We start from the raw sequence: 26208 nt of genomic DNA, 5'->3' as shown, positions 1-26208 counted from the left end.
TTCGCCCGGAAGTTTTGTTCACCCGTCCTTGGCGTGAACCGCGGTAAACGTCAATGACACGTCGTCGGCGACCTGGACCGAGCCCATCAGCAGCGAGTAGGGCTTGACGCCGTAATCGGTTTGCCGGACGGCGGTTTCACCCGATATGCGCCACGCGTTTCCGAGATCTTCGGTGCGCACGTCGACGACGTGGTCTCGCGAGGTGCCATGGATCTCGAGCGTGCCGGTGAGCCGGTACCCGTCGCCGGCCCGCTCGATGACATCCGCACTGTAGCGAATCTCGGGAAATCGCTTGGCGTCCAACGACTTCAATGCATTGGAGCGCACCTGCGCCTTCTCTGTCGCGGACAGCCCTTTGATGCCGCCCTCGGCGTTCACCACGGCGAAGGAACCGACATCGACCGCAAGTTCGGCGCTGACGGGTCGCGAACCCGCCCAATTCACGGTGGCACGCCAGCGCGACATCACGATGGTGAGGCGGTGGCCCATCCGCGCCGCTCGCCCGGCAACACCGGTGTGGAGCAACAGTTCACCGTCGGGCGGGCCGATCGTCCACGTCGCGCCCTTCTCAGAAGTCACGGACCGACGCTGTCACATGGTCAAGACGGTGCGGTAATGCGCTCGCCCCTGCTCCAGCGCCGCATAGCCGTCGGCCGCCTGCGCCAGCGGTAACTCCTCGATCCACGCCCGAACGCCGGACAGGACCGCGAAATGCATGGTGTCCTCGACGTCTTTGGCCGTACCGGAGGGATGCCCGACGATGCTGACGCCGGGGGTGATCAGCTGTACGGGGCTGATCGGCAGCGGCTCGGGCGTGACGCCGATGGTGACCAGTTCACCTTGCGGGACGATGCCGCCGACGGTGGCGGCCATCGCCTTCGAATTGCCCGCGGTGGCCAGGACGACGGTCGCGCCGCCCAAGTCCTTCAGCGCTTCGGCGGGATCGTTGGCGGTGGAATCGATGTAGTGATGGGCGCCCAGTTTCCGGGCGTCATCGGCCTTGCCGCTGCCGCGGTTGATCGCGATGGTCTCGAAGCCCATCGCCCGGGCGAACTGCACGCCGAGGTGGCCCAGGCCACCGACGCCCAGTATCGCCACGCGATCGCCGGGCAAGGCTTTCGTGTGACGCAACGCGTTGTAGGTGGTGACGCCGGCACACCCCATGGGGGCGGCTTCGGCGTCGGAGAGCTCGGCCGGTATCCGGGCCAGGGCGCTCACCGGGACGGTCACCGATTCCGCGTATCCGCCGGGATACTGCCAGCTCGGCACCTTCCCGTTCGCGCAGTGAATGAAGAGGCCCTTGCGGCATTGATCGCAGCGGTAGCAGCAACCGCCGAACCAACCGACCGCGACGCGATCGCCGATCGCGAAATCCTGCACGCCGTCACCGACTTCGGCGACCTTGCCCGCGATCTCATGTCCGGGCGTCAGGGGCCACGAGATGCCCGGGAACCCCCCGTTGACGAAGTGCGCGTCGGTGCCACAGATCCCGCACGCGCCGACCGTCAGTCGTACCTCGTCGCGGCCGGGTGGTTGGGTTTCGACTTCGGCCAGCTCTAGGGGGCCGCCTGCGGACTGGATCCGGACAGCTTGATGTTTGGGCATCGGCTTAGCTTAGTGCGCGGCAGGGGCTTTCGCTTTGCCATCGGTGTGGTAGTCCACCTGCCAGTGCTTGATCCCGTTGAGCCAGCCCGACCGCAGGCGTTCGGGCTTGCCGATGGACTCGAGGTCGGGGATGCCGTCGGCGATCGCGTTGAACATCAGGTCGATCGTCATGCGTGCCAGGTTCGCCCCGATGCAGTAGTGGGCGCCGGTTCCGCCGAACCCGACGTGCGGGTTGGGATCGCGCAGGATGTTGAACGTGAACGGATCGTCGAAGACGTCCTCGTCGAAATTGGCTGAGCGGTAGACCATTACGACCCGCTGACCCTTTTTGATCCGCACACCGGACAGTTCGTAGTCCTCGAGCGCGGTGCGCTGAAACGAGGTGACCGGGGTGGCCCACCGGACGATCTCGTCGGCGGCGGTGCCGGGGCGCTCCTTCTTGAACAGCTCCCATTGGTCGGGAAAGTCGGTGAAGGCCATCATGCCCTGGGTGATGGAGTTGCGGGTGGTCTCGTTTCCGGCCACCGCCAACAGGATCACGAAAAAGCCGAATTCATCGTCGGAAAGCTTGTGCCCGTCGATGTCGGCCTGGACCAGCTTGGTGACGAGGTCTTCCCCCGGATTCTTCGTCCGCTCGGCCGCCATCTGCATGCCGTACATGATGAGTTCGACCGAGGCGGTGATGGCGTCGTTGTTGGCGAATTCGGGGTCCTGGTCGCCGACCATCTCGTTGGACCAGTGGAACAGTTTCTTGCGTTCTTCCTGCGGCACACCCATCAACCCGGCGATGGCCTGCAGCGGCAGTTCACACGACACCTGCTCGACGAAGTCGCCGCGGCCCTCGGCGGCCGCTTGCTCGACGATGTGGCGGGCCCGCTCGGCGAGGTCTTCGCGCAGGCGCTCGATGGCCCGGGGCGTAAACGCCCGCGAAATGATCTTGCGCAGCCGGGTGTGCTGCGGCGCATCCATGTTGAGCAGGACGAACTTGCCGCGCTCGATCTGCTCGCCGACCGTGCCGTCCTTGTAGCGCGGCAGCGCGGTCTTCTGCAGGCTGGAGAACACGTCACTGCGCAGCGAGACCTCTTTGACGTCCTTGTGCTTGGACACCACCCAGAAGCCGCCGTCGTCGAACCCGCCGGCACCGATCGGTTGTTCGTTCCACCAGATCGGCGCCGTGCGGCGCAGCTCGGCCAGTTCTTCGACCGGCAATCGCTCGGCGTGGATGTCCGGATCGGTGAAGTCGAAGCCTGGAGGCAGATTGGGGACCGGCTTGGTGCTGGGCTCGACGGTTGACATGGCGCACTCCTCGATACGAAGTCGTCTAGGCGTCCTTGTGCAAGGAAACCATTGCCGGACCACGGTTGGGAAGCATTGACGCAAGATCGTCGGGGGCGAATTGGAACGTGTTCCGCGGGTGCGCTTTGTCGGCCACGGTCGTGCGCCGGCGGGGATCGCGGCCGAGCGCCGAAACCGTCTTGTGGCCCGCGGCTCGACCGATATGCTTTGGTGCAGGTCACCGGCGACGACAGGCGGGGTGGAACATGATTCGGGAATTGCTGAGCGCCGCTTCGATAGCGGGCATCACGATCGGCATGGCGCCGTGCGCGGCGGCCGACCCGCATTACGACGGCGACGTCCCGGGCATGAATTATCAAGCTTCGCTGGGCGCCCCGTGCGACAACTACGAGCGCTTCATCTTCGGACGAGGGCCCAGCGGCCAGGCCGAGGCCTGTCACTTCCCGCCGCCGAACCAGTTCCCGGCGGCCACCACCGGGTACTGGGTCGCTTCCTATCCGCTCTACGGGGTCCAGCAGACCGGCGCGAAATGCCCGGGCTCGCAGGCGGCGGCGCAGACTCCGGACGGGCTTCCCATGCTGTGCCTGGGGGAGCAGGGATGGCAGCCCGGATGGTTTACCGGGGCAGGGTTTTTCCCGCCCTCCGACTGATCGGTACGACGATGAAGCGTGGTGAGCAAGGCGCGTCGCCCGTGCCACGCTGGCTGCGTTTCGTCCTGGCCTCGGATCGCGCGGGGTCGGCGTGGTACATCGGCACCGGATTCTTCTTCGCGCCCGTGCTGGCCGTGTTTTCGCCGTGGCCCGCGGTCACCGCCGTGTTGTGGGGCGTCATCGCGGTGGCAGGGCTGTGGTTGGGGCTGCTGGGCATCGCGATGGCCATCGGTCTGGCCCGAATACTGCGCTCGGGGGCCGAAATTCCCGAAGACTACTGGCGCACCCTCGTGCACTACTGAAGCCCACCGCCGCCGAGAAATGGGGCCTCGTCCCGTCTAGAGTTCAGGGCAACGAACCTGCGACAAAGGAGACTCGAGTGGCCTTCAATCCCAAAGATGCGGTCGACGCGGCGAGGGACATCGCGACCAACGCCGTCGAGAAAGCCTCCGACATCGTCGAGCACGCCAGCGACATCATCCGGGGTGACCTTGCCGGCGGTGCCAGCGGAATCGTTCAGAATTCCATCGACATCGGCACGTACGCCCTGGACCGGACGAAGGAAGTGTTCACCGGCCGGCAGGACGTCGACGACGTCTAGCCCCGCCGGCCGGGCAAGCCCCGCCGTCAGACGGAGGCGGCCTCGTTGAGCTCGTCGAGCCTGTTGGTCGCTTCCAGGTACTCCTGCACCCAGCGCTCGATGACCGTCGACGTCTTCTCCACCTTGGTAAACTGCCCGACGACCTGACCGACCGGGTTGAACGCGACATCGACGGATTCGTTCGGGTACCTGTTCGTGGCACGAACCGCCATGCCGGACACCATGTATTGCAACGGCATTCCGAGGGGCTTCGGGTTCTCCGGGGCCTCCCACGCCTCGGTCCAGTCGTTGCGCAGCATGCGGGCCGGCTTGCCGGTGAACGACCGGCTGCGGACGGTGTCGCGGCTGCCCGCCTTGACGTAGGCCTCCTGCTGGACCGGGGTGTTCGAGGATTCCTCGACCATCAGCCACTGCGATCCGGTCCACGCGCCCTGTGCGCCCAGCGCCAGCGCGGCCGCGATCTGCTCGCCGCTGCCGATGCCGCCGGCGGCCAGCACCGGAACCGGGGCGACCTCCTTGACGACCTGCGGCCACAGCACGATCGAGCCCACCTCGCCGCAGTGCCCGCCGGCCTCGCCGCCCTGCGCGATGATGATGTCGACGCCCGCGTCCGCGTGCTTGCGGGCCTGCGAGGGGGAGCCGCACAGCGCGGCCACCTTGAGTCCGGCCTCGTGGATGTGCTTGATCATGTCGGCCGGCGGGGTGCCCAGCGCGTTGGCGATCATCTTCACCTTCGGGTGCTTGAGCGCCACCTCGACCTGGGGTGTGGCCGTCGCCTCGGTCCAGCCGAGCAGCTGCAGGGTGTCGCCGTCGCTGTCCTCGACCGGCACGCCGTGGTCGGCGAGGATCTTCTTCCCGAAGTCAAGGTGCTCCTGGGGCACCATCTTGCGCAGCGTCTCGGCCAGCTCCTCCGCGGACAGGTGCGAGTCCATGCCCTCGTACTTGTTGGGGATGACGATGTCGACGCCGTAGGGGTGGTCGCCGATGTTCTCGTCGATCCATTTGAGCTCGATCTCGAGCTGCTCAGGCGTGAAGCCGACGGCCCCGAGCACGCCGAACCCCCCGGCCTTGCTGACCGCCACGACGACGTCGCGGCAGTGGGTAAAGGCGAAGATCGGGAACTCGATGCCGAGTTCGTCGCAAATAGGGGTGTGCATTACAACTCCTGGGATGCTCGCCGAATTGGAACGTGTTCTAGTTTAGTACGGACGTCACTGACGTGGCCAGCGGGTCCTGAGCTGCGCCCCATCACTACGGGCCGTCGCCGCCGAGCGGGCCGCGACGCCGTTCGGCCTGCCACCGCCTTTGATCCCTTGATCCCGCACCGAGCGACCGGGTAGCGTAGTGCTGCCAATTACGAAACTACGCGTAGCGTAATTGGCTTCCAAACCACCGAGAGGATCGGCTTGATGCGCAGCCGCTACGCCGGCGATCCCTTCACCACGTCCACGCCCGAGATCGCCGCCGCCCTAGAGGATGTCAGCATCCCGACGCTGCTGCTCTCCCTCGTCCACATCACCGGCGACCCCCGATTCATCCGCGACTACAAGCAGATGGGCATCTTCCTCAACGAGGTCCAGGGGTTCATGTCGGAGGAGGACAAGGCGCGGGCCCGCGCCGAGGCGCTGACGGTGATCACCGAGTATCGGGATCGCGGCTGCCCCGAACCGGCGCCGCTGAGCCCGGAGCTCATCAGGGAAATGATGGATTGGGCGGCGTGTGAGCACGTTCCCGACGACTATCTGTCCCTGGTTTCCGAAGAACTGGACCTCGACGGGGTCGACCCCCGGCGGCCGGCCGCGTTGCCGGCAGAGCGCGCGGCGCAGCTTCCGGTTCTGGTCGTCGGGTGCGGCGAATCCGGCATCCTTGCCGGCGTGCGCCTCAAGCAGGCCAACATTCCGTTCACCATCGTCGAGAAGAACGCCGGCCCGGGCGGAACATGGTGGGAGAACCGCTATCCCGGCGCCCGTGTCGACGTCGCGAACCATTTCTATTGCTACAGCTTCGAACCCAACAACGACTGGACCCATTTCTTCGCCGAGCAAAACGAGCTGCAGGACTATTTCACCAAGGTCATCGACGAACACGACCTGGCCGACCGGATACGTTGGCAGACCGAGGTTCTCGCGGCCGAATGGGACGACGACGACGGCACCTGGACCGTGTCGCTGCGATCGGCCGACGGCCGCAGGTCGACCCTGCGCGCACGCGCGCTCATCACGGCGGTGGGCCAGCTGAACAGGCCCAACATTCCCGAATTCGCCGGAGCACAGACTTTCCGGGGCCCGTCGTTTCACTCGGCGGCCTGGGATCACTCGGTGGACCTCAAAGGCAAGCGGGTCGCGCTCGTCGGCGCAGGCGCCAGCGGGTTCCAGATCGCGCCCGCCATCGCCGAGGAGGTCGAGCGCCTGACGGTGTTCCAGCGGACCGCGCAGTGGATGTTCCCGAACCCGATGTATCACGACGAGGTCGGCGACGGTGTGCGCTGGGCGATGCGCCACCTGCCGTTCTACGGCCGGTGGTATCGCTTCCTGGTGCTATGGCCCGGCTCGGACAAGGGCCTCGACGCCGCCGAGGGCGACCCGAACTACGCCGATCAGGACCACGCCGTCAGCGACATCAACGCCGGCGCGCACATGATGTTCTCCCAGTGGATCACCAGCCAGGTCGGCGAAGACTCGCCGTTGTTGGCCAAGGTGTTGCCGGACTATCCCGCCTGCGGCAAGCGCACGCTGCAGGACAACGGCAGCTGGCTGAAAACGCTGCAGCGCGACAACGTCGAGTTGGTGCGCACACCGATCGACCGGATCACGCCGCAGGGCATCGTCACCGAAGACGGAGTGGCGCACGACGTCGACGTCATCGTCTACGCAACGGGGTTCCGGCACACCGACGTGCTGTGGCCGCTGAAGATCACCGGCCGCAACGGCGTCGACCTGCACAAGATGTGGGGGAGCAGGCCGTATGCCTACCTCGGGATCACCGTCCCGCAGTTCCCGAACTTCTTCATCGTCTACGGGCCCGGAACCCACCTGGCCCACGGGGGCAGCCTGATCTTCCAGTCCGAACTGCAGATGCGCTACATCGACCAATGCCTGGCGCGCCTGGCCGAGGCCGATGTGCATTCGGTCGAGCCGAAACTTGACGCCGCTACGGACTGGCACCGGCGGACGCAGACCCAGATCAAGAAGATGGTGTGGTCACACCCGGCGGTCAAGCACTCGTATTTCAAGAACGCCGACGGCGAGATTCACACCGTCAGCCCGTGGCGCCTCAACGAGTACTGGTCGGCGGTGCGTGAACCAGACTGGTCACAATTTGTAGTGCGCCAGAAAGATCAAGCGCGACAAGGGAAGTGAGCACACCGATATGCGCACGGTAGTCGTCGATGGGCCCCGCAGCATCCGGGTCGACACCCGCCCCGACCCAACGCTGCCGGGCCCGGACGGAGCGATCGTCGAGGTGACCGCCGCCGGAATCTGCGGCTCGGATCTGCACTTCTACGAGGCCGACTTCCCGATGCCCGATCCCATCGCCCTCGGCCACGAAGCCATCGGCACGGTGGTGGACGCCGGGCCGCAGGTGCGCAACGTCAAGGTCGGCGATCAGGTCATGGTGTCGTCGGTCGCCGGCTGCGGCGCGTGCGCGGGGTGCGCCAGCCGCGATCCGGTCATGTGCCACTCCGGCTTTCAGATCTTCGGCGGCGGAGTGCTCGGTGGCGCGCAGGCCGATCTGCTCGCGGTGCCCGCCGCCGATTTCCAGCTCCTGAAGATGCCCGAGGGCATCAGCACCGAGCAGGCGCTGCTACTCACCGACAATCTCGCCACCGGCTGGGCCGCGGCGCAGCGCGCCGACATTCCGTTCGGCGGGACCGTGGCGGTGATCGGCCTCGGAGCGGTCGGCCTGTGCTCGCTGCGCAGCGCGCTTTTTCAGGGCGCGGCAACGGTTTTCGCCGTCGATCAGGTCGACGGCCGGTTACAGCGCGCCACGCGGTGGGGGGCGACACCCGTCAAGGCGCCGGCGCTCGAGGAGATCCTTGCCGCCACCGGCGGCCGCGGCGTCGATGCGGTGATCGACGCCGTCGCCACCGACGCATCCCTGACCGAGGCGCTCAACGCCGTCCGGGCGGGCGGAACCGTCTCGGTCGTCGGTGTGCACGACATGAATCCGTTCCCGCTCAACGCGCTGGGCTGCCTGATCCGCAGCATCACGTTGCGGATGACCACCGCGCCGGTGCAGCGAACCTGGCCGGAATTGATCCCGCTGCTGCAGTCCGGCCGCCTCGATGTCGACGGCATCTTCACCACGACAATGCCTTTGGACGACGCGGCCAAGGGCTATGCGACCGCGGAATCGCGCTCCGGCGACGATGTGAAGATCCTGCTGCAGCCCTAGGCCTTCACCGGGTGGCGGTGATGTATTGGGACCGCATGAAACTGTCGATCTTGACGTCGACCTCCGGTGGGGTCATGCCGTAACCGGCTTGCAAATCGAGCGTGTTGCGGACGGGTTCGACGGCCCACCCGTGCGCGGTCAGCCACTCCGCGGGATCGGACTGCGGTTCATACGTCAGAGCCGAAAAGTCAACGTTGCCAGACACGTTGACCCCCGGGTGATCCGCCTCCAAGGCGTGGAGCTGGTCGTGGTCCAGCCGCGACCCCAGCGCGCCGATCGCGATCCGGCTACCCGGCGCGCTGAGCCCGCTGATCCGGGTGAACAGCGCGTGTTGCGCCTCGTCGGTCAGGTAGGGCAGCAACCCCTCCACCGACCAGGCGCTCGGGCTCTCGACGTCGAACCCGGCCGCCTCCAAGGGCCGCGACCAGTCGGTGCGCAGATCGGCGGCGACCTCGATCCGGTTCGCCTTCGGCGCGGCACCCTGCTCGTCGAGCACACGCGCCTTGAACTCGAGGACCTTCGGCAAGTCGACCTCGAAGACCCTTGTGCCGTTGGGCCATTCAAGGCGGAACGCCCGCGAATCCAGGCCGGCGGCGACGATCACCGCCTGGCGTATGCCCGCCTGGCCGGCGCCGACGAAGAAGTCGTCGAAGAACCGGGTCTGCACGCCATACAGCCGCGGAAAGGCCGTCTCGTCCTCGGTGCTGCCCGGGTTCGCAAGCACCCCCGCCAGATACGGGTCCCGCGAGGCGGCGATGAAGACCTTCGCGTATTCGTCGCGCACCAGCGGCTGCGGGCCCACGGCGTGCAAGGCACGCCATCCCGCCACGAGCAGCGCGGTGTAGCCGACGCTGCTGACGATGTCCCAGTTGTCGTCGTCGGAGCGGAGCGATCCGAATTCAGGTGTCGTGCCCACGGGGCCAACGTACCCTTCAGAGTTCGAGCAGCACCGTGACCGGGCCGTCGTTGACCAACTCGACCTGCATGTTCGCTCCGAATACCCCGGTCTGTACCTCGGCGCCCAGCCGCTGCAGCGTCGCGGCGAACTCCGCCACCAGCGGCTCGGCCACCGGCCCGGGGGCGGCCGCATTCCACGACGGGCGGCGGCCCTTGGCGGTGTCGGCGTACAGGGTGAACTGACTGATGACCAGGATGGGGGCTCTTGCGTCGGCCGCGGACCGCTCCTCGGCGAGAATCCTTAGGTTCCAGAGCTTTTCGGCGAGCCGGCGGGCCTTGTCGCGATCGTCGGTGTGGGTGACGCCGACGAATGCCAACAGCCCCTGGCCATCCGGCCGGATCGCTCCCACCACCGCGCCGTCGACCGTCACCGTCGCCGACGAGACCCGTTGCACCAACACCCGCATGGGCCTCGATGGTGCCAGACCGGCCGGGGCGGGGGTGGGTACGCTCGACAGGGTGTCCGTGCTCGTCGCGTTTTCCGTCACCCCGATGGGGGTGGGCGAGGGTGTCGGCGAGATCGTCGCCGAGGCGGTTCGGGTGGTTCGCGAGTCCGGCCTGCCCAACAAGACCGACTCGATGTTCACGGTGATCGAGGGCGACACGTGGGAGCAGGTCATGGCGGTGGTGCAGCGCGCCGTCGAGGCCGTGGCGGCCCGGGCGCCGCGGGTGAGCACGGTGATCAAGGCCGATTGGCGCACCGGGGCCAGCGACGCGATGACGCAGAAGGTTGCCTCCGTCGAGCGCTACCTTTCCGAGAGCTAGGCCCGCAGCGCGGCCCGAAACGCTTGCTCCGCCGCGTCGCCGTGCACGGCGAACACCACCTTGCGCAGCGAGTCCGGCTGGTGCCGCCGGACGGTGTCGACCATCAGCCGGGCGGCCTGGTCGAGCGGGAACCCGCCGACACCGGTGCCGAAGGCCACCAGCCCCAGCGTGCGGCAGCCGAGCTCGTCGGCCTTGCGCAATGTCGAAGCCGTGGCGGCGCCGATGATCTCGGCCGAGGTCGGCCCACCGAGTTCCATGGTCGCCGCGTGGATGACGTAGCGCGCGGGCATGTCGCCGGCGGTGGTCTCGATCGCTTCGCCGAGCCCGATCGGCGCCTTCTCGGTCGATTCGCGCTGCACGTCGGGCCCGCCCGCGCGCGAGATGGCCGCGGCGACGCCGCCACCGTGCCGCAGCTGCGTGTTGGCGGCGTTGGCGATCGCGTCCACGTCGAGCTTGGTCACGTCGGCCGCAAGCACCTCTAACTCGATCATCGGCTCATTGTCCCGCAGGCCCATGCGTAGGCTCATGGCGGTGAGCGCACGTGCAGGCATCGTTGTCACCGGAACCGAGGTCCTCACCGGACGCGTCCAAGACGCCAACGGCCCCTGGATCGCCGATCGCCTCCTGGAGCTGGGCGTCGAGCTCGCGCACATCACGATCTGCGGCGACCGGCCCGCCGACATCGAAGCCCAGCTGCGGTTTCTCGCCGATCAAGGCGTGGACCTGATCGTCACCAGCGGCGGCCTGGGGCCCACGGCCGACGACATGACCGTCGAGGTGGTGGCGCGCTTCTGCGGGCGCGAGCTGGTGTTGGATGCCGAGGTCGAAGAGAAGATCGCGAACATCCTCAAGAAGCTGATGGGGCGCAATCCCGCGTTCCAATCCGCCTTGGACCCCGGCACTTTCGAGTCGCTGCGCGCCGCCAACCGCAAGCAGGCCATGGTCCCGGCCGGGGCGCAGGTGCTCGATCCGGTCGGCACCGCACCGGGTGTCGTGGTGCCGGGCAAGCCCGCGGTGATCGTGCTCCCGGGACCCCCGCGCGAGCTGCAGCCGATGTGGCACACGGCCATCCAGACACCGGCGGCGCAGGACGCGATCGCCGGCCGGACCATTTATCGGCAGGAGATGTTGCGGATGTTCGGGCTGCCCGAGTCGGGGCTGGCCGAGACGCTGCGCGACGCCGAAAAGACCGTGCCCGGCTTCGACCGCCTCGAGATCACCACCTGCCTGCGGCGCGGGGAGATCGAAATGGTCACCCGCTACGAGCCGGACTCCGCCGACGCGTACACGCAACTGACGAAGCTGCTGCGCGAGAGGCACGGGCATCAGCTGTACTCCGAAGACGGCTCGCGTGTCGACGATCTGGTCGCGCAGCTTCTCACCGGGCACCGGATCGCGACGGCGGAGTCGTGCACCGCGGGACTGCTGGCGGCGCGGCTGACCGATCGGCCCGGATCGTCGGACTACGTGGCCGGCGGGGTGGTGTCCTATTCGAACGAGGCGAAAGCGGAGGTGCTCGGCGTCGACCCGGCGCTGATCGAGGTGCACGGCGCGGTATCGGAGCCGGTGGCCGAGGCCATGGCCGCGGGCGCGCTGCAACGCTTCGGCGCCGACACCGCGGTCGCGATCACCGGGATCGCCGGACCGGGCGGGGGCACGGAAGACAAGCCGGTCGGGACGGTCTGCTTCAGCGTGAAGGTGGCGGGCGGTCGCACGGACACTCGCACCCTGCGCCTTCCGGGCAACCGGTCCGATATCCGGGAACGCTCGACGACGGTGGCCATGCACCTGCTGCGGCGCCTGCTGGCCGACGCCGACTAGCTTTTACGTCGCTTCCGTTGCGAGAAAAGAACTTTCCGTCGTGCCGAAGCGGATTCCCGTCGCGTCCTTTCCGATCAGCGTCAGGACCACCACGGCGGCCAGCACCGGCACGATCGTGGCCGCCAAGGCGAACGGGTAGCCATGGGATTCGGCGAGACGTTCCTGAATCGGTAAGTTGAACGCCGCCAACAGGTTTCCGAGTTGGTAGGTCACACCGGGGTAGAGGCCGCGGATGGCGTCCGGCGACATCTCCGTGAGGTGGGCGGGAATCACGCCCCACGCGCCCTGCACGAAGAGCTGCATCAAGAACGAGCCCAGGCACAGCATGGCCGCGCCGCGTGAGTATGCGAACAGCGGCACGATCGGCAGCGCCAGAACCGCACAGAAGACGACCGTGTAGCGCCTGCTCAGTCGTTGCGACAGCGTTCCGAAGACGAGCCCTCCGATGATGGCGCCGACGTTGTAGGCCACCACGATCCACCTGACCGTCGTGCTCGACAACCCGGCCCCCTGGTTGGCGTGCGCGCCGAGGAAGGTGGGGTAGACGTCCTGCGTGCCGTGGCTCATCCAGTTGAAGGCCGTCATCAGCAACGCCAGGTAGATGAAGCGCCGGATGATCGCGCCGCTGCGCAGCACGTCGCGGATTCTGGTGCTGGTGAGCCTCATCCGGTCTTGGGCGGCCTCCCACACCTCGGATTCCTCCACCCGGTAGCGAATGATCAAGCTGATCAGTGCGGGAACGATGCTCAGGCCGAACAACCAGCGCCACGAGAGCTCGAGCCAATCCATCACCACCAGTGCGGCCACGCTGGCCAGCAGGTAGCCGAACGCGTAACCCTCCTGCAGCAGCCCGGAGAAAAATCCGCGTCGCTGGACCGGAACCTTCTCCATGGCCAGCGCGGCACCGAGCCCCCATTCCCCGCCCATGCCGATGCCGTACAGCAGGCGCAGGATCACGAGCACCGTGAAGTTGGGTGCGAACGCGCACAGGAACCCGACCACGGAGTAGAACATGACGTCGACCATCAGGGGGAGCCGACGGCCGACGCGGTCGGCCCACAGCCCGAACAGCAACGCGCCGACGGGACGCATGATCAGGGTGGCGGTGGTGACGAACGCGACCTCGGCCTTGCTGTGGTGGAACGTCTTTGCGATGTCGGCGTAGACGAGCACCACGATGAAGTAGTCGAAGGCGTCCATCGTCCAGCCCAACAGGGCGGCGATGAAGGAGTTTCGCTGGTCGGCGGTCAACTTCTGTCGAGGGCTCTGTGTGGTCACGTCAGCATCGTGGCGTACCGAGCGCGTCGGCGCGACCTGTTTCGCCGCCCGTCGTGCGGGAGTAAGTTCCGGATGCATGCGGATCATCGATGCCGACGGCCATGTCGCCGAAAATTCGTCACTGGCAGTCGAAGCGATCAAGCGGTGGCCGGACCACGTCAGACCCGGCAGGCATGGGCGGCTCGGGTTGACCCTCGAAGGACGCAACTACCCCGAGGACCGCGGTCCGGGCGCGGGCTGCCCGCCCGAACACGGGATCAGTAGCGCGGCCGATATCAACTGCCGGTCGGCCGAAGGCGTGCTGGGTGACGCCGACCGCGATCACATCGACACGATGGTGCTCTATCCCAGCCTTGGCCTGTGCGCGCCGAGTCTCGAGGATCCCGAATTCGCGGCCGGATTCGCTCGCCTCTACAACGAGTGGATCGCCGATTACTGCGCCGCTTCGAACGGGCGGCTCCGCGGCGTCGCGGTGACTCCGATAGAACATGGCCGGCTGGCGATCGATGTCATGACCGAAGCCAAAGACCTTGGGCTGGTGGCGACTTTGGTGCCGCCGGCGCTCAAGACACGCAACCTCGACCACCCCGACCTCGACCCGTTCTATGCCGCCGCCGTCGAACTCGGGATGCCGCTGGGGGTGCATGGGGCGCCCGGCATTCATCTGCCCAAGATCGGGGTAGACCGTTTCACGAATTACATTCAGGTGCACTGCATCAGCTTTCCGTTTGACCAGATGACGGCGATGACCGCGATGGTTTCCGGCGGCGTCTTCGAGCGCCATCCGGAGTTGCGGGTGGCCTTCCTCGAGGCGGGCGCGGGCTGGGTTCCGTTTTTTATCGATCGGCTGCACGAGCATTACGAGAAGCGTGGCGACTGGGTGGAGCGCGGCTGGCGTCGCGATCCGCACGAGTATCTGGCCGCCGGAAACATCTGGGTGACGTGTGAACCGGAGGAGCCGATTCTGCCCGGGGTGATCGACGTGCTGGGCGCCGATTTCATCATGTTCGCCAGCGACTATCCGCACTGGGACGGCGAGTGGCCAGAAAGCACCAAGCACCTGCGCACTCGCGCCGATATCAGCGAGGAGGCCCGCGAGAAGATCGGTGGGCGCAACGCGCAGCGCTTCTACAACCTGAACTAGCGGCGATCGCGAGCGCGGCGCAGCCGGGCGAAGCGGGTCGGCGCCATCGGAGCTAGCGGCGATCGTGAAGTGTTATGCGGCGCCGGGATTGTCGGTTTCGTCGTCGTCGTGTTCGTGGTGGAGGAGTTTTTGGGGGTGGTGGTAGGTGTTGGTGCGGGGTTGGCCGCGCTCGAGGTGGGGTGGTGGTTTCCATTCGGTGTCGCCGCGGGTGTTTTTGCGGGTGGTCCAGCCGCCGGGGTTGAGCATGCGGTGGTGTGGGCCGCAGGCGAAGGTGAGCTGGTTGATGTCGGTGCTGTGACACTTGCTGTAGTCGGTGGTGTGGTGGACTTCGCAGTAGTAGCCCGAGACGGTGCAGCCCGGGGCGGTGCAGCCGCGGTCCTTGGCGTACAACACGATTCGCTGCCCCGGGGAAGCCAGCCGCTTGGTGTGATAGAGCGCCAGGGCCTTGCCCTTATCGAAAATCGCGAGGTAGTGATGGGCGTGGCGGCCGAGGCGGATCACCTCACTCATCGGCAGGATGGTGCCCCCGCCGGTCAGGGCTCGCCCGGCGGCGGCCTCCAACTCGGCCAGGGTGGTGGTGACGATGATGGAGGCCGGTAACCCGTTGTGCTGACCCAACTCCCCGGAGGCCAACAGCCCGCGCAGCCCGGCCAGCAGGGCATCGTGGCCGCGCTGAGCAGCCGAGCGGGTATCACGGTCGATGGCCTCTTGGCTGGGCGTGCCATCGACACACGGGGTGTCGTCGAGCGGGTTGCACATGCCCGGGGTGCCGAGTTTGGCTTCCACGGCCTCGAAGGTGGCGCGTAGTTCGGGGGTGATCAGGCCCCGCAACTCCGACATGCCGTCGGCTTGTTGGCGGCCCAGGGTCACCCCGCGGCTACGGGCCCGGTCCTCATCGGTGAAAAGGCCGTCGGGATTGAGGCAATCTTCCAGGACGTGGGCCAGGCCGTCGAGTTCGTCGGGCCGGTGATAGGCGGCGTGACCGGCCAGGTCGGCTTCGACGCGCTCGCGGGTGGCCGGGTCGATCCAGCCGGGCAGGCGGTGAAAGAATCGGCGGATCACCGCCACATGGGCGGCGCCGAGTTCACCGCGGGCCTGGGCGGCGGCGGTGGCGGCCAACACCGGGGGCAAGGGTTCACCGGTCAGGCCGTGGCGCGGGCCCAGATCGGCGGCGTCTTTGACCCGCCGGGCGGCCTCGGTGTGGCTGATCCGCAGCCGGTCGGCGATCGCCTGATCCAGCGGGCCGCCGAGTTCGTGGATGCTGGCTTGGCGGGCCAGGTGATTGATCAACGCATGCTCAGCCACCGGCAGCCGGCGGCGCGCCCTTTCGCAGCGCTCCAACAGCGCCAGGCACTCCCGAGGAGCCAGCGCATCAAAACTCAGCCCCGCCAGGCCCTCGATCGCGGCATCAAGCGCGTCGAAGGCCGCGCTGATCGCGTCCCGATCGATGATGCCGCCCGAACTCATACCGTCAAACTATCGAGGCCCACCGACACAAAACCCCGCCTTGTGACCACAGAAACCACAGTGACACAAGGGAATTCAATATCCGTTTCCGATATCCGAAACCGCGCCCGCGTGTATGCGCGAGAGCCGACGGACGAAGCCGGTCACCCGGTCAGAACTCACCCGCGCCGATTTGCTTACCTTCCCGGCCGACCGGATGGCAGGATCTAGGCGCATGGGCCCATTTTTGGTGCGCGCCGCGCTGACCGGCTTTGCGTTGTGGATCGTCACCCTTTTCGTGCACGGCCTGAGTTTCGTGGGCGGCAGCACGAGGCTGGAACGGGTCGGCATCATCTTCGTCGTCGCCGTGATCTTCGGTCTGGTCAACGCATTTATCAAGCCGATCGTCCAGATCCTGTCGATCCCGCTCTACATCGTGACGCTCGGTCTGTTCCATGTCGTCATCAATGCTTTGATGCTCTGGATCACGGCGTGGATCACCGAGCACACCACGCACTGGGGGCTGCAGATCGACCACTTTTGGTGGACCGCCATCTGGGCGGCGATCGTCTTGTCGATCGTCAGTTGGTTGCTGTCGTTGATAATTCGCCGCACCGGCGCCTGAGATCATGGGCCGTCGGCCAGGGCCACCACGTCGCGCGCGCAGCCCCAGGACAGGGTGACGCCGTTGCTGCTGTGACCGTAGTTGTGGATGCAACGCGCCCGCCCGAGCGGTTCGGCCTCCACGCGCACCGACGGACGGTCGGGGCGCAGTCCGGTGATGACCTCGATCACCTCGGCGTCACCGAGTCGCGGCTCGATTCGTCGGCAGCGCTGCAGGATGCGTTCGGTCACGTCGGGTTCCGCGGTCGTGTCCCAGCGACCGGGGATGCTGATTCCGCCGCACACCACCCGTTGTGGATGCGGGAAGAAACAGGTCCACTCGGGGCCGTCGTTCAATTCCAGAAACAGTTGCTGCAGACCGGGATTGGTCAGCACCACGTGCTGGCCGAAGAGCGGCCGCACGGTGTGGTCGTCGATGAGCGCGCCCGCGGCGAGACCAGTGCAGTTGACGACGATGTCAGCGGTGTCGGCGGCCTCGGCCAGGGATCGAACGGGGTGTTCTTCGATCTCGCAGCCGGCCGCCGCGAGCCGCCGGGTCAGATAGTCGAGGTAGTGCGGCATGTCGATCATCGGCACGGTGGCGCGAAATCCGGTGCCGAAACCCGGCGGAACGTCGGCCGGGTCGGCGGGCCGCAGGTCGGGGATCAGCGCGGCCGCCGATGACATCGCCTCGGTCGCGATCAACTCGCCGACGGCCAGCGCCGGCGCCAGCAACACACCCGAGTCGGGATCGCGGGCGAGATCACGGAACACCTCTAGAGAGTGCTCGGTCCAGCGCAGCGTATCGCCGGCGCGTTCCGCGGGCCGCGGGGGCGCCCACACGGCGCCCGCCACCGCCGAAGTCGTTCGCTTGGGCATCGTGTCCGCCCAGACCCGCACCGGCCAGCCCGCCTCGGCCAGGCAGATGGCCGACGTCAACCCGCTGACGCCAGCCCCTACCACGACGATCTGGTGCGTACTGGCCACGGCGCCGGCGGGCCGATCAGGAATGCGCGGCTTGTGGGGCTACCGGAGTTGCGGGCGCGGCCGCCGGGGCTTGCGGGGCCGCCGGCGCTTGCGAGGCCGGCGCCGGTGCAGGTGCGGGCGCTTGCGGAGCGGGCGACGGTTGCGGGGGCCGCTGTGCGTTTCCGCCCAACAGACCGTTGAGGATGCCGAGCGTGCCCTGCACGCCCGCGGGCGGCGTTTGTGACGGCGGAACGGCGTCCGGGGTCAGCTGCCAGGGTTGGCAGCCCGAGGTCTTGAAGGCTTTGTCACCCGGGTCGATCTGCACGACCTGCGCCTTCTTGGTCATGGCGTTGTCGATGAGCGCGCCGTCGGGGTTTCCGGTCCGTTTCCAGTAGCACGTGCCGTTGCCGACGGGACCACCGGAGCTGTAGATACCCGGGACGATGTCGGTCCCCACGGCGTAAATGCCGTCCTTGTCGATGCTGGTCTTCGGCCCCGGCGGGGCGGGTGCCGGCGAAGCCCCGGGCGACGCGGCCGGTGCGGGTGCTGCCGAAGGCGCTGGTGCCGGTGCCGGCGACGCGGCCGGTGCGGGTGCCGCCGAAGGCGCTGGTGCCGGTGCCGGCGACGCGGCCGGGCCCGGGGCGGGCCCCCGTGTCTCGTCCGGATCGGCGCTGGCAACGACCGTCGAAGTGGCCAACCCCGCGACCATCAAACCCGCGGCGGCCAGTCGCGCCGCAGTAGCTACTCCACCCATAGAAATCGAGGGTACCGGGGCCAAGTACCTAATTCATGTCGTTGTGAAATGAACCCGGCAGCAAAGAACGGCTAGACGAGACGCCGGACCCGGCCCGCGCGGGCGAGCGCATGCTCGTACGTCTCGAGGTTGTCACGGGAAATCTTCGCGTAGACCGGGCGTTCGAGGAGGAAGCGCAGCACGGGGTTGTAGGCGCGATACGTCTCGTGGAACGTCAGCACGGTGGTGCCGTCGGGCTGCTCCTCGAGCTGGTGATACCCCTCGGCGCGCGACCACAGCGGCGCGCCGACGGCCACGTAACGCGACAGCTTGTCGATCTCGGCTTCGGTCACGGTTTCCCAGGAACGCGCCCGGCCGCCGGTGAGCAGGTATTTGGGCACTTCGAAGACACACGTGCGGACCAGGCCCTCACCGGCCTCGTTGCCCTCGTTGAGGATTTCCATGCTGCCGGTCGGCCACTCGAGCACCCGGGGGCGCGGGGCGTTCGGCGGGGCCGGCGGATGCAGCGCCCGCCAGACCTTCCGCGGCGGAGCGTCGATGTGGAATCGCACGGTGTAGGACTGCATCAGCCTTCCCCCCAGCCATCCCAGAACGTGATGGTCGCCGCCGGCGGGCGTGCGGCCGGCCGGAAGTCGGTGCCGATCGTGTACGCGACGGGGAACAGCGCGGCCTGCGTGACGGTGGGTGGGATGCCCAGCAGCTCGGCCACCTCGCGCTCCTTGAACAGGTGCATCGTCGTCCACACCGATCCCAGCCCGCGCGAGCGGAGCGCCAGCAGAAAGCTCCAGCCGGCCGGGATGATCGACGCCCACGCCGCGGCAGCGATGCCCGGTTCCGCGGTGTCGATGCGCTGGTTAAGGCAGGGGATGACGTGCACCGGGACTTGCCCGAGCGTTTCGGTCAAGCTCATCGCGCTCCGGTACACCCGCTGCGTCTGCGGATCCGTCGCGTTGTCGGCCGCGTACGCCAGGTACTGCGCGCCGATGCTGCGGTAGATCTCGGCGATGGCCGCGCGTTTGTCGGGGTCCGTGATCACCAGCCAGCGCCAATCCTGCGTGTTGCTCGCCGTGGGCGCCTGCATCGCCAGCTGGATGCACTCCAGGATCACGTCGCGGCCGACCGGCCGGGTGAGGTCGAGCCGTTTGCGCACCGACCGGGTGGTGCTCAGCAGTTCGTCGACGGTGGCGATGTCCATGGGATCCTTAGATGTGTCGGCGGGGGTGGTTAAAGGTGCGGCCCATCATCGCGACGTGAAGTTGAGGTGTCGAGCTGAGCAAACCAGACCCCGAGCTCGGCTGTCTAGGCCCTCGCCCGCCGATTGAGGATGTGTGCGGCCTCGGCGACCATGTCGGCGACGATGTCAGCGGCGGGACGGACGTCGCGAACGCGTCCCACGCCTTCGCCGGTCAGGATCGCCGCGGTATCGAAATCCTCTGCGGCAACGGCTTTTTCGTAGTCGGCGACCGCTTGGGGTAGCTGGGCCGTCAGCTCGGGTTCGCGACCGTGCCAGGTGGCGAGGAACGCGTTGCCCAGCGCCCGCGCGTCGTATCCGGCGGGCCAATCGAGGCGGCGCACAACGTCATAGACCCGGGTGCGCACGGTGTCGTCGCCACAGGCCGCGACGGCCCGCCGCTGCGCACGCGGTGACACCAATGCCTCCGGCGACGCCCACAACCTGCTACCCACGACCGCGCCGTCGGCGCCCAGCGCCAGCGCGGCCGCCAATCCGCGGCCGTCGACGACGCCGCCGGCGGCCGCCACCAGCGTGTCGGGTGAGCGTTCGGCCACGAAATCGACCACCTCGGGCACCAATGTGAACGTCGTCCGCCCGCTCATTCCATGTCCGCCGGCTTCGCTGCCCTGCGCGACGATGACCTCCGCCCCGGCGTCCACGGCCCGGCGCGCCTGGTCGAGGTTTTGCACCTGAGCGATGAGCGGGACGCCCGCCGCGTGGATGCGATCGGCGAACGGCCGTAAGTCGCCGAAGGACAACATGATCGCCGCGGGTTGGTGGGCGAGCGCGATGTCGAGCGCCCGCGGGTTGCCCGCCAGGCTCCAGGTGATGAACCCGCATCCGATCCGGGCGCTGTCGGCGTTGTCGAATTCGCGCTGCAGCCATTCGGGATCGCCGTAGCCCCCGCCGAGCAGGCCCAGGCCGCCCGCCCCGGTCACCGCCGCCGCGAGCCGACCCCCGGAGACCAGGGCCATCGGCGCGAGCAGGACGGGCTGCTCGATACCGAAGAATTCCGTCAGGCGGGTCCGCAACGGCACGATGTCGCTCACTTCAGCTCACCGGTGAGGAACTGTGCGCGGCCGTGGCCGAAAGACCAGTTCTCATCGTTGTTTTCGGTGACCGAGACGATCAAGTCCGCCGGGTCGAGTCCGCACCGGCCGGCGAGGCGGGACGCCAGCAGTTCGTAGAACTTCTGCTTGAGTTCGCGCGGACGTCGCCTGCTGACCACGTGCAGGATGACCTGCCGCGCCGAGCGGTCGATGCCGAGACCGGTGTCCAGCGCTATGACCTCGTGGGCCGGATGAGTGCGGACCACCTGATAGCGATCACGCTCGGGAACACCGAACGCTTCGACCACGGTCTCGTGGATCGCGTCCAGCAGCGCCCGAACCTCCGACGGCGAGCGGCCCTCGATCAGGTCGATGTACAACAGCGGCATGTGTCCTCCATCCGGAGTGGATCGTGGATCTCGACGTCTACACCAACAGACGGTAGGCCCGCGGAAATCCCTCGTGAGATGCGTGCTGCGACACATCGCTCATGAACTCGCGTCTTCGAAGCGGTCGCTACGCCGTGCCGCGCCGCTTTGTCGAGGCGGGGAATAGCGCGCGGGAACTGCAGGGTCGCTCAGGCGAGCCGCGCCAGACCGGAGCGCACCAGATCCAGGCTTGCGGCCACGTCTGCGCCGAGGTCGCCCGCACAACCCTTGCGGCCCCAATTCTCCACTGCCGCAACCAAGGCCGCGGCCAGCGCAGAACCCGCGACCTCGGCCGCCAGGTCGATGTCCGCCGTATCCGGATTGCGCTTCCTGACGAAGTCGGCGAGCACGCCGGCGAACGAGGACTGCACCACTCGCAGGTGGCCCGCGATCCGCTCGGCGCTGATCAGCTCCGCGCGCGCCGTCGCCGCCTGACGAACCACCTCGAGGTCGTGCGGGAACGCCGACACACTCGCCAGCACCGCATCGAACAACGACTCCGACGACGGGCGTTGCGCGAGCGCCTCGGCCAGCCATTCCAGCTGCGTCTCGTAATCCTGGAACAGGACGGCTTCCTTGGTGGGGAAGTGCCGGAAGAAGGTGCGCTCGGTGACGCCGGCCTCGCGCGCCAACTCGGTGACGGTGACATTCGCAAAGCCCTTGCGCGCGAAGCTCTTCAACGCCGCGCGACGTAGGGCCTCATGCGTCGATCGTCGTCGTTGTTCGTGACGGTTGCCCGAGGCGGTCATCTCAGGGGAGATGGTATCCCAGCCGAAGTGGTCACTACTGACATCTTCCAATTATGTCAGTACTGACATATTCTGCACGGGGTACCCGACGGAGGCGAGAACCATGAGCACAAATCATTACGACGCGATCGTGGTGGGGGCGGGACACAACGGGCTGACCGCGGCGGCGATCCTGCAACGCGCGGGACTGCGCACCGTGTGCCTGGAGGCCAACACCTATGCGGGCGGCATGGCCGCGACGGTCGAATTGATCGACGGCTTCCGATACGAGATCGCCGGGTCGGTGCAGTTCCCGATGGCAAGCCAGCTCACCAAAGACCTCGGCCTCGACACGCTGCCGGCGGTGGAGCCCGAGGTGATGTCGACAAACATCGGCGACCACGGCGAAGAGCCGATGATCTTCTATCGCGACCCGATGCGACTGATGACGCATCTGGGCGAGAAACACGGAGTCGAGGCCGTCACGGGCATGGCCGAACTGATCGGGTGGAGCCAGGCACCGGCGAAGGCGCTCGGCCGCTTCGACGTCCGCCAACGGCCGAAGACCCTGGACGAAATGTATGCCTGCGCGACCAACGACGCCGAACGCCGTGCCATTCACGACATGCTCTTCGGCTCGGCGATGGACGTGATCGACCGCTATCTGCCCGACCGGGAAAAGCACGCGGTCATGCGCGGGATGCTGGCGTTCCTGGCCGTCAACTCGACCTACCGCGGTCCGTATACACCGGGCAGCGCAACATGTTTGGCGTTCGCGCTGGCGGTGCCCGACGGCAGCACCGCGATGATGACCAAGCTCAAGGGCGGCATCGGCGCCCTCACCGAGCACCTGCGCGAGCTCTTCGTCTCCCACGGCGGCGAGATCCGCTTCCGCACCAAGGCCGAGCAGATCCTCGTCGACCGGCAGAAGGTGACCGGCGTGCGGCTGCGCGACGGGTCGACGATTTCGGCGCCGATCGTGGTGTCCAACCTGTCACCCGATGTCACCCTCACCGACCTCATCGCACCAGAACACGTTCCCGCGGAGCTCGTCTCGCGGGTATCCGGCCGCGACCACCGCGCCTCGTTCGTGCAGATCCACTTCGCCCTGGACGGGCTGCCCGAATTCGCCCCACCGTACGAGTTTCTCAACGACGACGGCATGCAACAGTCCATCGGCATCTTCGGGTCGCCCGAATCCCAACAGCTGCACTGGGAGAACTGCCGGCGGGGCATCGTCCCGGACGATCCGTCGATGGGCATGCAGATCCCGTCGGTCCACGACCCCGCCATGGCGCCGCCGGGCAAGCACGCGGCGAGCGCGTTCGCCTACGCGTTTCCGGTCGAATCCGACCGCGGTCAGCACGGGCGCCTCAAAAATGAGATGGCGCAACGGGTTATCGACAAGATCACCAGGTTGGCACCGAACTTCAAGGACATCGTGATACGCCACATCACGTTCGCGCCTTACCACATGAACACTATGTTCGGTGCGCCCGACGGCGACTTCTGCCACGGGCTTTTGCACCCAGACCTGATGGGGCCCAACCGACCCGGACCGCGCGGCTTCCTCGATCTACCCATTCCGATCGACGGTCTCTACCTCGCCGGCGCCGGCTGCCATGGCGGACCGGGCATCACCTTCACCCCGGGGTACAACGCCGGCTACCAGGTGCTCGACGACGCGTCCTGAGGCGAGCCGATCAGCCGCCGAACGCCCCGACGAGCTGCGCCTGCGCGGTCGCGGCGCCGGCGATCGTCTGCGCGGCCTGCACGCCCGCCAGGCCGCCGGGCAGCTGGTAGTCATTGGGAAGCTGATAGAGGGTGAACCGGTAACGATGCGTGCCTGTTCCGTTCGGGGGACAGGGACCCTGATACGCCGACTGGCCGGCCGTGTTCGGCAGAGTGGTTGCGCCGGCTGGGGTTTGGCCCTCGGCCGTGCTGCCGGGCCCGGGGGCGATTCCGATCACCACCCAGTGGACGTACAACCCGGCCGGGGCGTCGGGATCGTCGACGACGAGGGCCGCACCCAGCGGCGCCGACCACACCAACGGCGGTGCGACGTCGGCGCCCTTGCAGGTGTACTGCACCGGAATCGGCGCACCGTCGGCGAAGGCCGGGCTGCTGATCGTCAATGAGCCTCCGGCGGGCGCCTTCGGCGCCGTCTTGCCCAGCGTCGTGACCTTCGGCGCCGGAGACGACGTCGGGTGGCTATCCCCAGTTCCGCCGCAGCCGGTCAGCGGCCCCAGCAGCACCGCTGCTCCGATGAGCGCTGCGGTTCGGCGAAACACGTGCGACGAGTCCATGAAAACAGTCTGACCCGCGCGGGCGCGCCGCGAAAGCACCCGTTTCGGGGTGAGGGCCGCGGCTACTTGGCGCGCTTCTCGACTTCCAGTACCCGCTTGCGCAATCCCTCGGTGGCCGTGTCCATGAGGGTTTTGGCACCCCTCTTGACCAGGAATCCGGGAACGGGCGCCACCAGGTCGACGGTGAGGTCGAAGCGGACCCGGGTGGAGTCCCCCTCGGGAGTCAACGTGTACCGGCCCTCCTGAGCGCGTTGCTGTTTGGAGCTGATCAGGGTCCAGCCGACGCCATCGTCGTGAACGGTGTAGGCGAGCTCCTGTTCGTCGCTGACGCCGACGAGTTTGACCACCTGTCTGGATCGGGTCGGATGGTTTTGGTCGTCCCGCTCGAGCACCTCGACCTTTTTGTGCGCCGACGACCATTCGGTCAACGACTCGAGGTCGAACAGCACATCCAGGATTTCGTCGGGCGTCGCTTCGATGACGACTTCGCGGGAATCGGTGATAGCCATCTCGGGGAGATAGCCGGTGCGACGTCGCTCGAAACCCTAGGGGCTCACGTGAGCGACAACCCGCGTGAGCCGGGGGAGGACCACGTCGCGCCAGCCGGGTCCCATGCGTTCGAAGGCCTGCGCCATGCGGCCGTCGTCGAGGTCAAAGCCGCTGTGCTCCAAGAACACTCGCGTGCCGTCGCCTTCGGCTTCCAGCCGCCAAGTCAGCGTCCAGGCCGCGGTGAACGTGTAGACGAAGCGGTGCGGCGCGTCGACCTCGAGCACCGTGCACGGCTGCTGGCCATAGCCCGGCATGTCGAGCGTGAACGTGTGTCCCACCACCGCGGCCACCTGCCCCTCGGCCCACCAGAGTTTCATCAGGGCGGGTTCGGTGAGCAACCGCCACACCTTCTCCGGTGGCGCCGCGACGAATTGATCCACCCGGATCGTCGCGAACCGTGACGTTGCGGTCATTCCAGCTCCTCTGCCACCTCGGCGAGCCGGGCAAGCCGGGCACGCCAGAACTTCTCGAACGGATGAAGCCACTCACCCAGCTCCGCCAGGGGCTCCGCGGTCAGGTGATAGATCCGATGGCGCCCACGCGGCTCGTCGGCCACCAGCCTCGCGTCACGCAACACCTTGAGATGCTCGGCGACCGCGGGCCGGCTGAGTTCGAACCGCTCGCTGAGCTCCCCGGCCGACAATGGTTGCCGGAACAGGATCTCCAGCAGTTCACGCCGCACCGGGTTGGCCAAGGCGAGAAAGACGCGATCGACGCCAGTCACGGTCGACAACATATGTCGGACAATCCCGACATGTCAACTATTTCCGACACATCGTCCCGGCGCACCGCCGGCGCAGCCCACGCGTGGCCGCTACGTTGCTGGTGTGCATTTCGGCTGGGAAACGCTGTCCGGCGGCGTGCACCGCTGCCGGCTCCCGTTCTGCGATGTCACGATCGGCCTGGTGCGCGGCCGCACCGGAACGCTGCTCGTCGACTCGGGTACCACGCTGGCCGAGGCCGCCGCCATCGACGCCGACGTCCGACGGCTTGCCGGGCGGCCGGTGAGCCATATCGTGTTGACGCACAAGCACTTCGACCACGTCCTGGGCTCATCGTTCTTCGGCCGCGCGAAGATCTACTGCGCGCCCGAGGTCGTCGGGCACCTCCGATCGGCGACCGACCAGATCCGCGCCGAGGCGCTGCGGTACGGCGCCGACGCCACTGAGGTGGACGCGGCGATCGCCGCGCTACGCCCTCCGCGCCGTGGGGTCTACGACGCCAGCGTCGATCTGGGGGATCGGACGGTGACGATCACGCACCTCGGGCGCGGCCACACCGCCTCCGACCTGGTGGTGATCGCGCCCGCGACCAACGCCGGCGACAGGATGGTGGTGTTCACAGGTGACCTGGTCGAGGAGTCCGCCGACCCGGCGATCGACGCCGATTCCGACGTGGCGGCCTGGCCGGCCACCCTCGGGCGACTGCTCGCCGTCGGCGGACCCGACGCCATCTACGTCCCGGGCCACGGCAAGGTCGTCGACGCCGCATTCGTGGCCCGTCAGCGGGACTGGCTTGCCCGGCGCGGAGGCGTCCCGTGATCGGTGGACCATCGAAATGCGCTGTGCCCCAGTAGTTTTGCAACCGTTTCAGCCGAGTCTTTCGACTCCTGATTGAACCGCCCTTCGCGGGG

The 26208-nt window shown here is 67.4% G+C and carries 30 protein-coding genes and 1 pseudogene; 11 read left to right on the top strand and 20 right to left on the bottom strand.

All coding sequences use genetic code 11. From position 1 onward, the window contains the following. Window positions 1-18 precede the first annotated feature (18 nt). Genes P6281_RS12810 through P6281_RS12800 form a run of 3 tightly spaced genes read right to left on the bottom strand, consistent with a single transcriptional unit; the run spans window position 19 to window position 2901 of the window. Window positions 19-579: a YceI family protein gene (locus tag P6281_RS12810; protein WP_009956806.1), complete on the bottom strand. Its 561-nt coding sequence runs from the start codon at window positions 577-579 to the stop codon at window positions 19-21. Between the two features lie 12 nt (window positions 580-591). Continuing rightward, window positions 592-1605, bottom strand: a complete 1014-nt coding sequence (locus P6281_RS12805) for an alcohol dehydrogenase (RefSeq protein ID WP_014382589.1) — start codon at window positions 1603-1605, stop codon at window positions 592-594. A 9-nt stretch (window positions 1606-1614) separates the two neighbouring features. Next, the gene (locus tag P6281_RS12800; RefSeq protein WP_014382588.1) at window positions 1615-2901 is read right to left on the bottom strand and encodes a cytochrome P450; all 1287 of its coding nucleotides are present in this window, start codon (window positions 2899-2901) and stop codon (window positions 1615-1617) included. 245 nt (window positions 2902-3146) lie between these two features. Between P6281_RS12800 and P6281_RS12795 the strand changes: the two genes are divergently transcribed. The 3 genes from P6281_RS12795 to P6281_RS12785 all read left to right on the top strand — a co-directional run bounded on the left by P6281_RS12795 (window position 3147) and on the right by P6281_RS12785 (window position 4152). After that, window positions 3147-3551, top strand: coding sequence for a hypothetical protein (locus P6281_RS12795; RefSeq protein WP_008256836.1), 405 nt, complete (start codon window positions 3147-3149; stop codon window positions 3549-3551). A gap of 11 nt (window positions 3552-3562) precedes the next feature. Continuing rightward, on the top strand, window positions 3563-3853 hold the full coding sequence (locus P6281_RS12790) for a hypothetical protein (RefSeq protein WP_008256835.1): 291 nt from the start codon (window positions 3563-3565) through the stop codon (window positions 3851-3853). A gap of 77 nt (window positions 3854-3930) precedes the next feature. Then, entirely contained in the window at window positions 3931-4152 is a 222-nt protein-coding gene (locus tag P6281_RS12785; protein ID WP_008256834.1) for an Rv1893 family protein, read from the top strand. A 26-nt stretch (window positions 4153-4178) separates the two neighbouring features. Here the strand turns inward: P6281_RS12785 and P6281_RS12780 are convergent, their stop codons facing one another. Then, on the bottom strand, window positions 4179-5309 hold the full coding sequence (locus P6281_RS12780; protein ID WP_014384719.1) for a nitronate monooxygenase: 1131 nt from the start codon (window positions 5307-5309) through the stop codon (window positions 4179-4181). 252 nt (window positions 5310-5561) lie between these two features. Here P6281_RS12780 and P6281_RS12775 point away from each other — a divergent pair, with 252 nt between their 5' ends. Together P6281_RS12775 and P6281_RS12770 are read left to right on the top strand one after the other, a co-directional pair. Next, entirely contained in the window at window positions 5562-7511 is a 1950-nt protein-coding gene (locus P6281_RS12775; RefSeq protein ID WP_014384718.1) for a flavin-containing monooxygenase, read from the top strand. Between the two features lie 10 nt (window positions 7512-7521). Continuing rightward, window positions 7522-8547: an alcohol dehydrogenase catalytic domain-containing protein gene (locus P6281_RS12770; RefSeq protein WP_014384717.1), complete on the top strand. Its 1026-nt coding sequence runs from the start codon at window positions 7522-7524 to the stop codon at window positions 8545-8547. Between the two features lie 4 nt (window positions 8548-8551). Here the strand turns inward: P6281_RS12770 and P6281_RS12765 are convergent, their stop codons facing one another. Together P6281_RS12765 and dtd are read right to left on the bottom strand one after the other, a co-directional pair. Continuing rightward, window positions 8552-9463, bottom strand: coding sequence for a class I SAM-dependent methyltransferase (locus P6281_RS12765; protein WP_014384716.1), 912 nt, complete (start codon window positions 9461-9463; stop codon window positions 8552-8554). A gap of 16 nt (window positions 9464-9479) precedes the next feature. Next, the gene (dtd, locus tag P6281_RS12760; RefSeq protein WP_009956813.1) at window positions 9480-9911 is read right to left on the bottom strand and encodes a D-aminoacyl-tRNA deacylase; all 432 of its coding nucleotides are present in this window, start codon (window positions 9909-9911) and stop codon (window positions 9480-9482) included. Between the two features lie 52 nt (window positions 9912-9963). Between dtd and P6281_RS12755 the strand changes: the two genes are divergently transcribed. Further along, window positions 9964-10269: an MTH1187 family thiamine-binding protein gene (locus P6281_RS12755; protein ID WP_014382583.1), complete on the top strand. Its 306-nt coding sequence runs from the start codon at window positions 9964-9966 to the stop codon at window positions 10267-10269. Here the strand turns inward: P6281_RS12755 and P6281_RS12750 are convergent. After that, the gene (locus P6281_RS12750) at window positions 10266-10760 is read right to left on the bottom strand and encodes a macro domain-containing protein (RefSeq protein ID WP_179293464.1); all 495 of its coding nucleotides are present in this window, start codon (window positions 10758-10760) and stop codon (window positions 10266-10268) included. The two genes, P6281_RS12755 and P6281_RS12750, sit on opposite strands and share 4 nt — an antisense overlap. A gap of 34 nt (window positions 10761-10794) precedes the next feature. Between P6281_RS12750 and P6281_RS12745 the strand changes: the two genes are divergently transcribed. Next, window positions 10795-12090: a competence/damage-inducible protein A gene (locus tag P6281_RS12745; protein ID WP_014382581.1), complete on the top strand. Its 1296-nt coding sequence runs from the start codon at window positions 10795-10797 to the stop codon at window positions 12088-12090. 3 nt (window positions 12091-12093) lie between these two features. Here the strand turns inward: P6281_RS12745 and P6281_RS12740 are convergent, their stop codons facing one another. Next, the gene (locus tag P6281_RS12740; RefSeq protein ID WP_225325294.1) at window positions 12094-13446 is read right to left on the bottom strand and encodes an MFS transporter; all 1353 of its coding nucleotides are present in this window, start codon (window positions 13444-13446) and stop codon (window positions 12094-12096) included. Here P6281_RS12740 and P6281_RS12735 point away from each other — a divergent pair. Then, entirely contained in the window at window positions 13445-14512 is a 1068-nt protein-coding gene (locus P6281_RS12735; protein ID WP_064892902.1) for an amidohydrolase family protein, read from the top strand. The two genes, P6281_RS12740 and P6281_RS12735, sit on opposite strands and share 2 nt — an antisense overlap. Before the next feature lie 72 nt (window positions 14513-14584). Here the strand turns inward: P6281_RS12735 and P6281_RS12730 are convergent, their stop codons facing one another. After that, window positions 14585-15979 carry an HNH endonuclease signature motif containing protein gene (locus P6281_RS12730; protein WP_324738917.1) on the bottom strand — a complete coding sequence of 465 codons (1395 nt, stop codon included), beginning with the start codon at window positions 15977-15979 and terminating at the stop codon, window positions 14585-14587. Between the two features lie 214 nt (window positions 15980-16193). On the opposite strand from P6281_RS12730, the gene P6281_RS12725 reads away from it, so the two are divergent. After that, a complete protein-coding gene (locus P6281_RS12725) occupies window positions 16194-16583 on the top strand; it encodes a phage holin family protein (protein ID WP_008256813.1) in 390 nt (129 codons plus the stop codon). A 2-nt stretch (window positions 16584-16585) separates the two neighbouring features. Here the strand turns inward: P6281_RS12725 and P6281_RS12720 are convergent, their stop codons facing one another. From P6281_RS12720 to P6281_RS12690, 7 genes and pseudogenes are all read right to left on the bottom strand, one after another. Further along, window positions 16586-17548 carry an FAD-dependent oxidoreductase gene (locus P6281_RS12720; RefSeq protein WP_036459048.1) on the bottom strand — a complete coding sequence of 321 codons (963 nt, stop codon included), beginning with the start codon at window positions 17546-17548 and terminating at the stop codon, window positions 16586-16588. Window positions 17549-17684: 136 nt separating this feature from the next. Continuing rightward, window positions 17685-18254, bottom strand: a pseudogene (locus P6281_RS12715) (hypothetical protein); the annotation flags it as partial. Window positions 18255-18352: 98 nt separating this feature from the next. Next, complete coding sequence (locus P6281_RS12710; protein WP_009955988.1) at window positions 18353-18847, bottom strand: SRPBCC family protein; 495 nt, start codon at window positions 18845-18847, stop codon at window positions 18353-18355. Further along, window positions 18847-19476: a nitroreductase family protein gene (locus P6281_RS12705; protein ID WP_009955986.1), complete on the bottom strand. Its 630-nt coding sequence runs from the start codon at window positions 19474-19476 to the stop codon at window positions 18847-18849. Before P6281_RS12705 ends, P6281_RS12710 begins: the two co-directional genes overlap by 1 nt. Window positions 19477-19580: 104 nt before the next feature. Next, window positions 19581-20552 carry an NAD(P)H-dependent flavin oxidoreductase gene (locus P6281_RS12700; RefSeq protein ID WP_197748743.1) on the bottom strand — a complete coding sequence of 324 codons (972 nt, stop codon included), beginning with the start codon at window positions 20550-20552 and terminating at the stop codon, window positions 19581-19583. Window positions 20553-20560: 8 nt separating this feature from the next. After that, window positions 20561-20953: a tautomerase family protein gene (locus P6281_RS12695; RefSeq protein WP_008256803.1), complete on the bottom strand. Its 393-nt coding sequence runs from the start codon at window positions 20951-20953 to the stop codon at window positions 20561-20563. 188 nt (window positions 20954-21141) lie between these two features. Beyond that, the gene (locus tag P6281_RS12690; RefSeq protein WP_036459045.1) at window positions 21142-21741 is read right to left on the bottom strand and encodes a TetR/AcrR family transcriptional regulator; all 600 of its coding nucleotides are present in this window, start codon (window positions 21739-21741) and stop codon (window positions 21142-21144) included. Between the two features lie 103 nt (window positions 21742-21844). Here P6281_RS12690 and P6281_RS12685 point away from each other — a divergent pair, with 103 nt between their 5' ends. Further along, entirely contained in the window at window positions 21845-23413 is a 1569-nt protein-coding gene (locus P6281_RS12685; RefSeq protein ID WP_014384709.1) for a phytoene desaturase family protein, read from the top strand. 10 nt (window positions 23414-23423) lie between these two features. Here the strand turns inward: P6281_RS12685 and P6281_RS12680 are convergent, their stop codons facing one another. The 4 genes from P6281_RS12680 to P6281_RS12665 form a co-directional block, all read right to left on the bottom strand. Next, a complete protein-coding gene (locus tag P6281_RS12680) occupies window positions 23424-24026 on the bottom strand; it encodes a YbhB/YbcL family Raf kinase inhibitor-like protein (RefSeq protein ID WP_043954846.1) in 603 nt (200 codons plus the stop codon). Window positions 24027-24088: 62 nt separating this feature from the next. After that, window positions 24089-24535: an SRPBCC family protein gene (locus tag P6281_RS12675; protein WP_009955978.1), complete on the bottom strand. Its 447-nt coding sequence runs from the start codon at window positions 24533-24535 to the stop codon at window positions 24089-24091. Window positions 24536-24571: 36 nt separating this feature from the next. Continuing rightward, on the bottom strand, window positions 24572-24988 hold the full coding sequence (locus P6281_RS12670) for an SRPBCC family protein (RefSeq protein WP_014384707.1): 417 nt from the start codon (window positions 24986-24988) through the stop codon (window positions 24572-24574). Further along, the gene (locus tag P6281_RS12665) at window positions 24985-25311 is read right to left on the bottom strand and encodes an ArsR/SmtB family transcription factor (RefSeq protein ID WP_009955976.1); all 327 of its coding nucleotides are present in this window, start codon (window positions 25309-25311) and stop codon (window positions 24985-24987) included. The genes P6281_RS12670 and P6281_RS12665 overlap by 4 nt, the downstream gene beginning before the upstream one ends. 91 nt (window positions 25312-25402) lie before the next feature. On the opposite strand from P6281_RS12665, the gene P6281_RS12660 reads away from it, so the two are divergent. Continuing rightward, a complete protein-coding gene (locus tag P6281_RS12660; protein WP_014384706.1) occupies window positions 25403-26116 on the top strand; it encodes an MBL fold metallo-hydrolase in 714 nt (237 codons plus the stop codon). Window positions 26117-26208: the final 92 nt, after the last annotated feature.

Source organism: Mycobacterium sp. 5-140-3-2 (genome assembly GCF_035666375.1).
Taxonomy (GTDB): domain Bacteria; phylum Actinomycetota; class Actinomycetes; order Mycobacteriales; family Mycobacteriaceae; genus Mycobacterium; species Mycobacterium intracellulare.
This window is presented reverse-complemented; position numbering and strand designations above follow the sequence as displayed.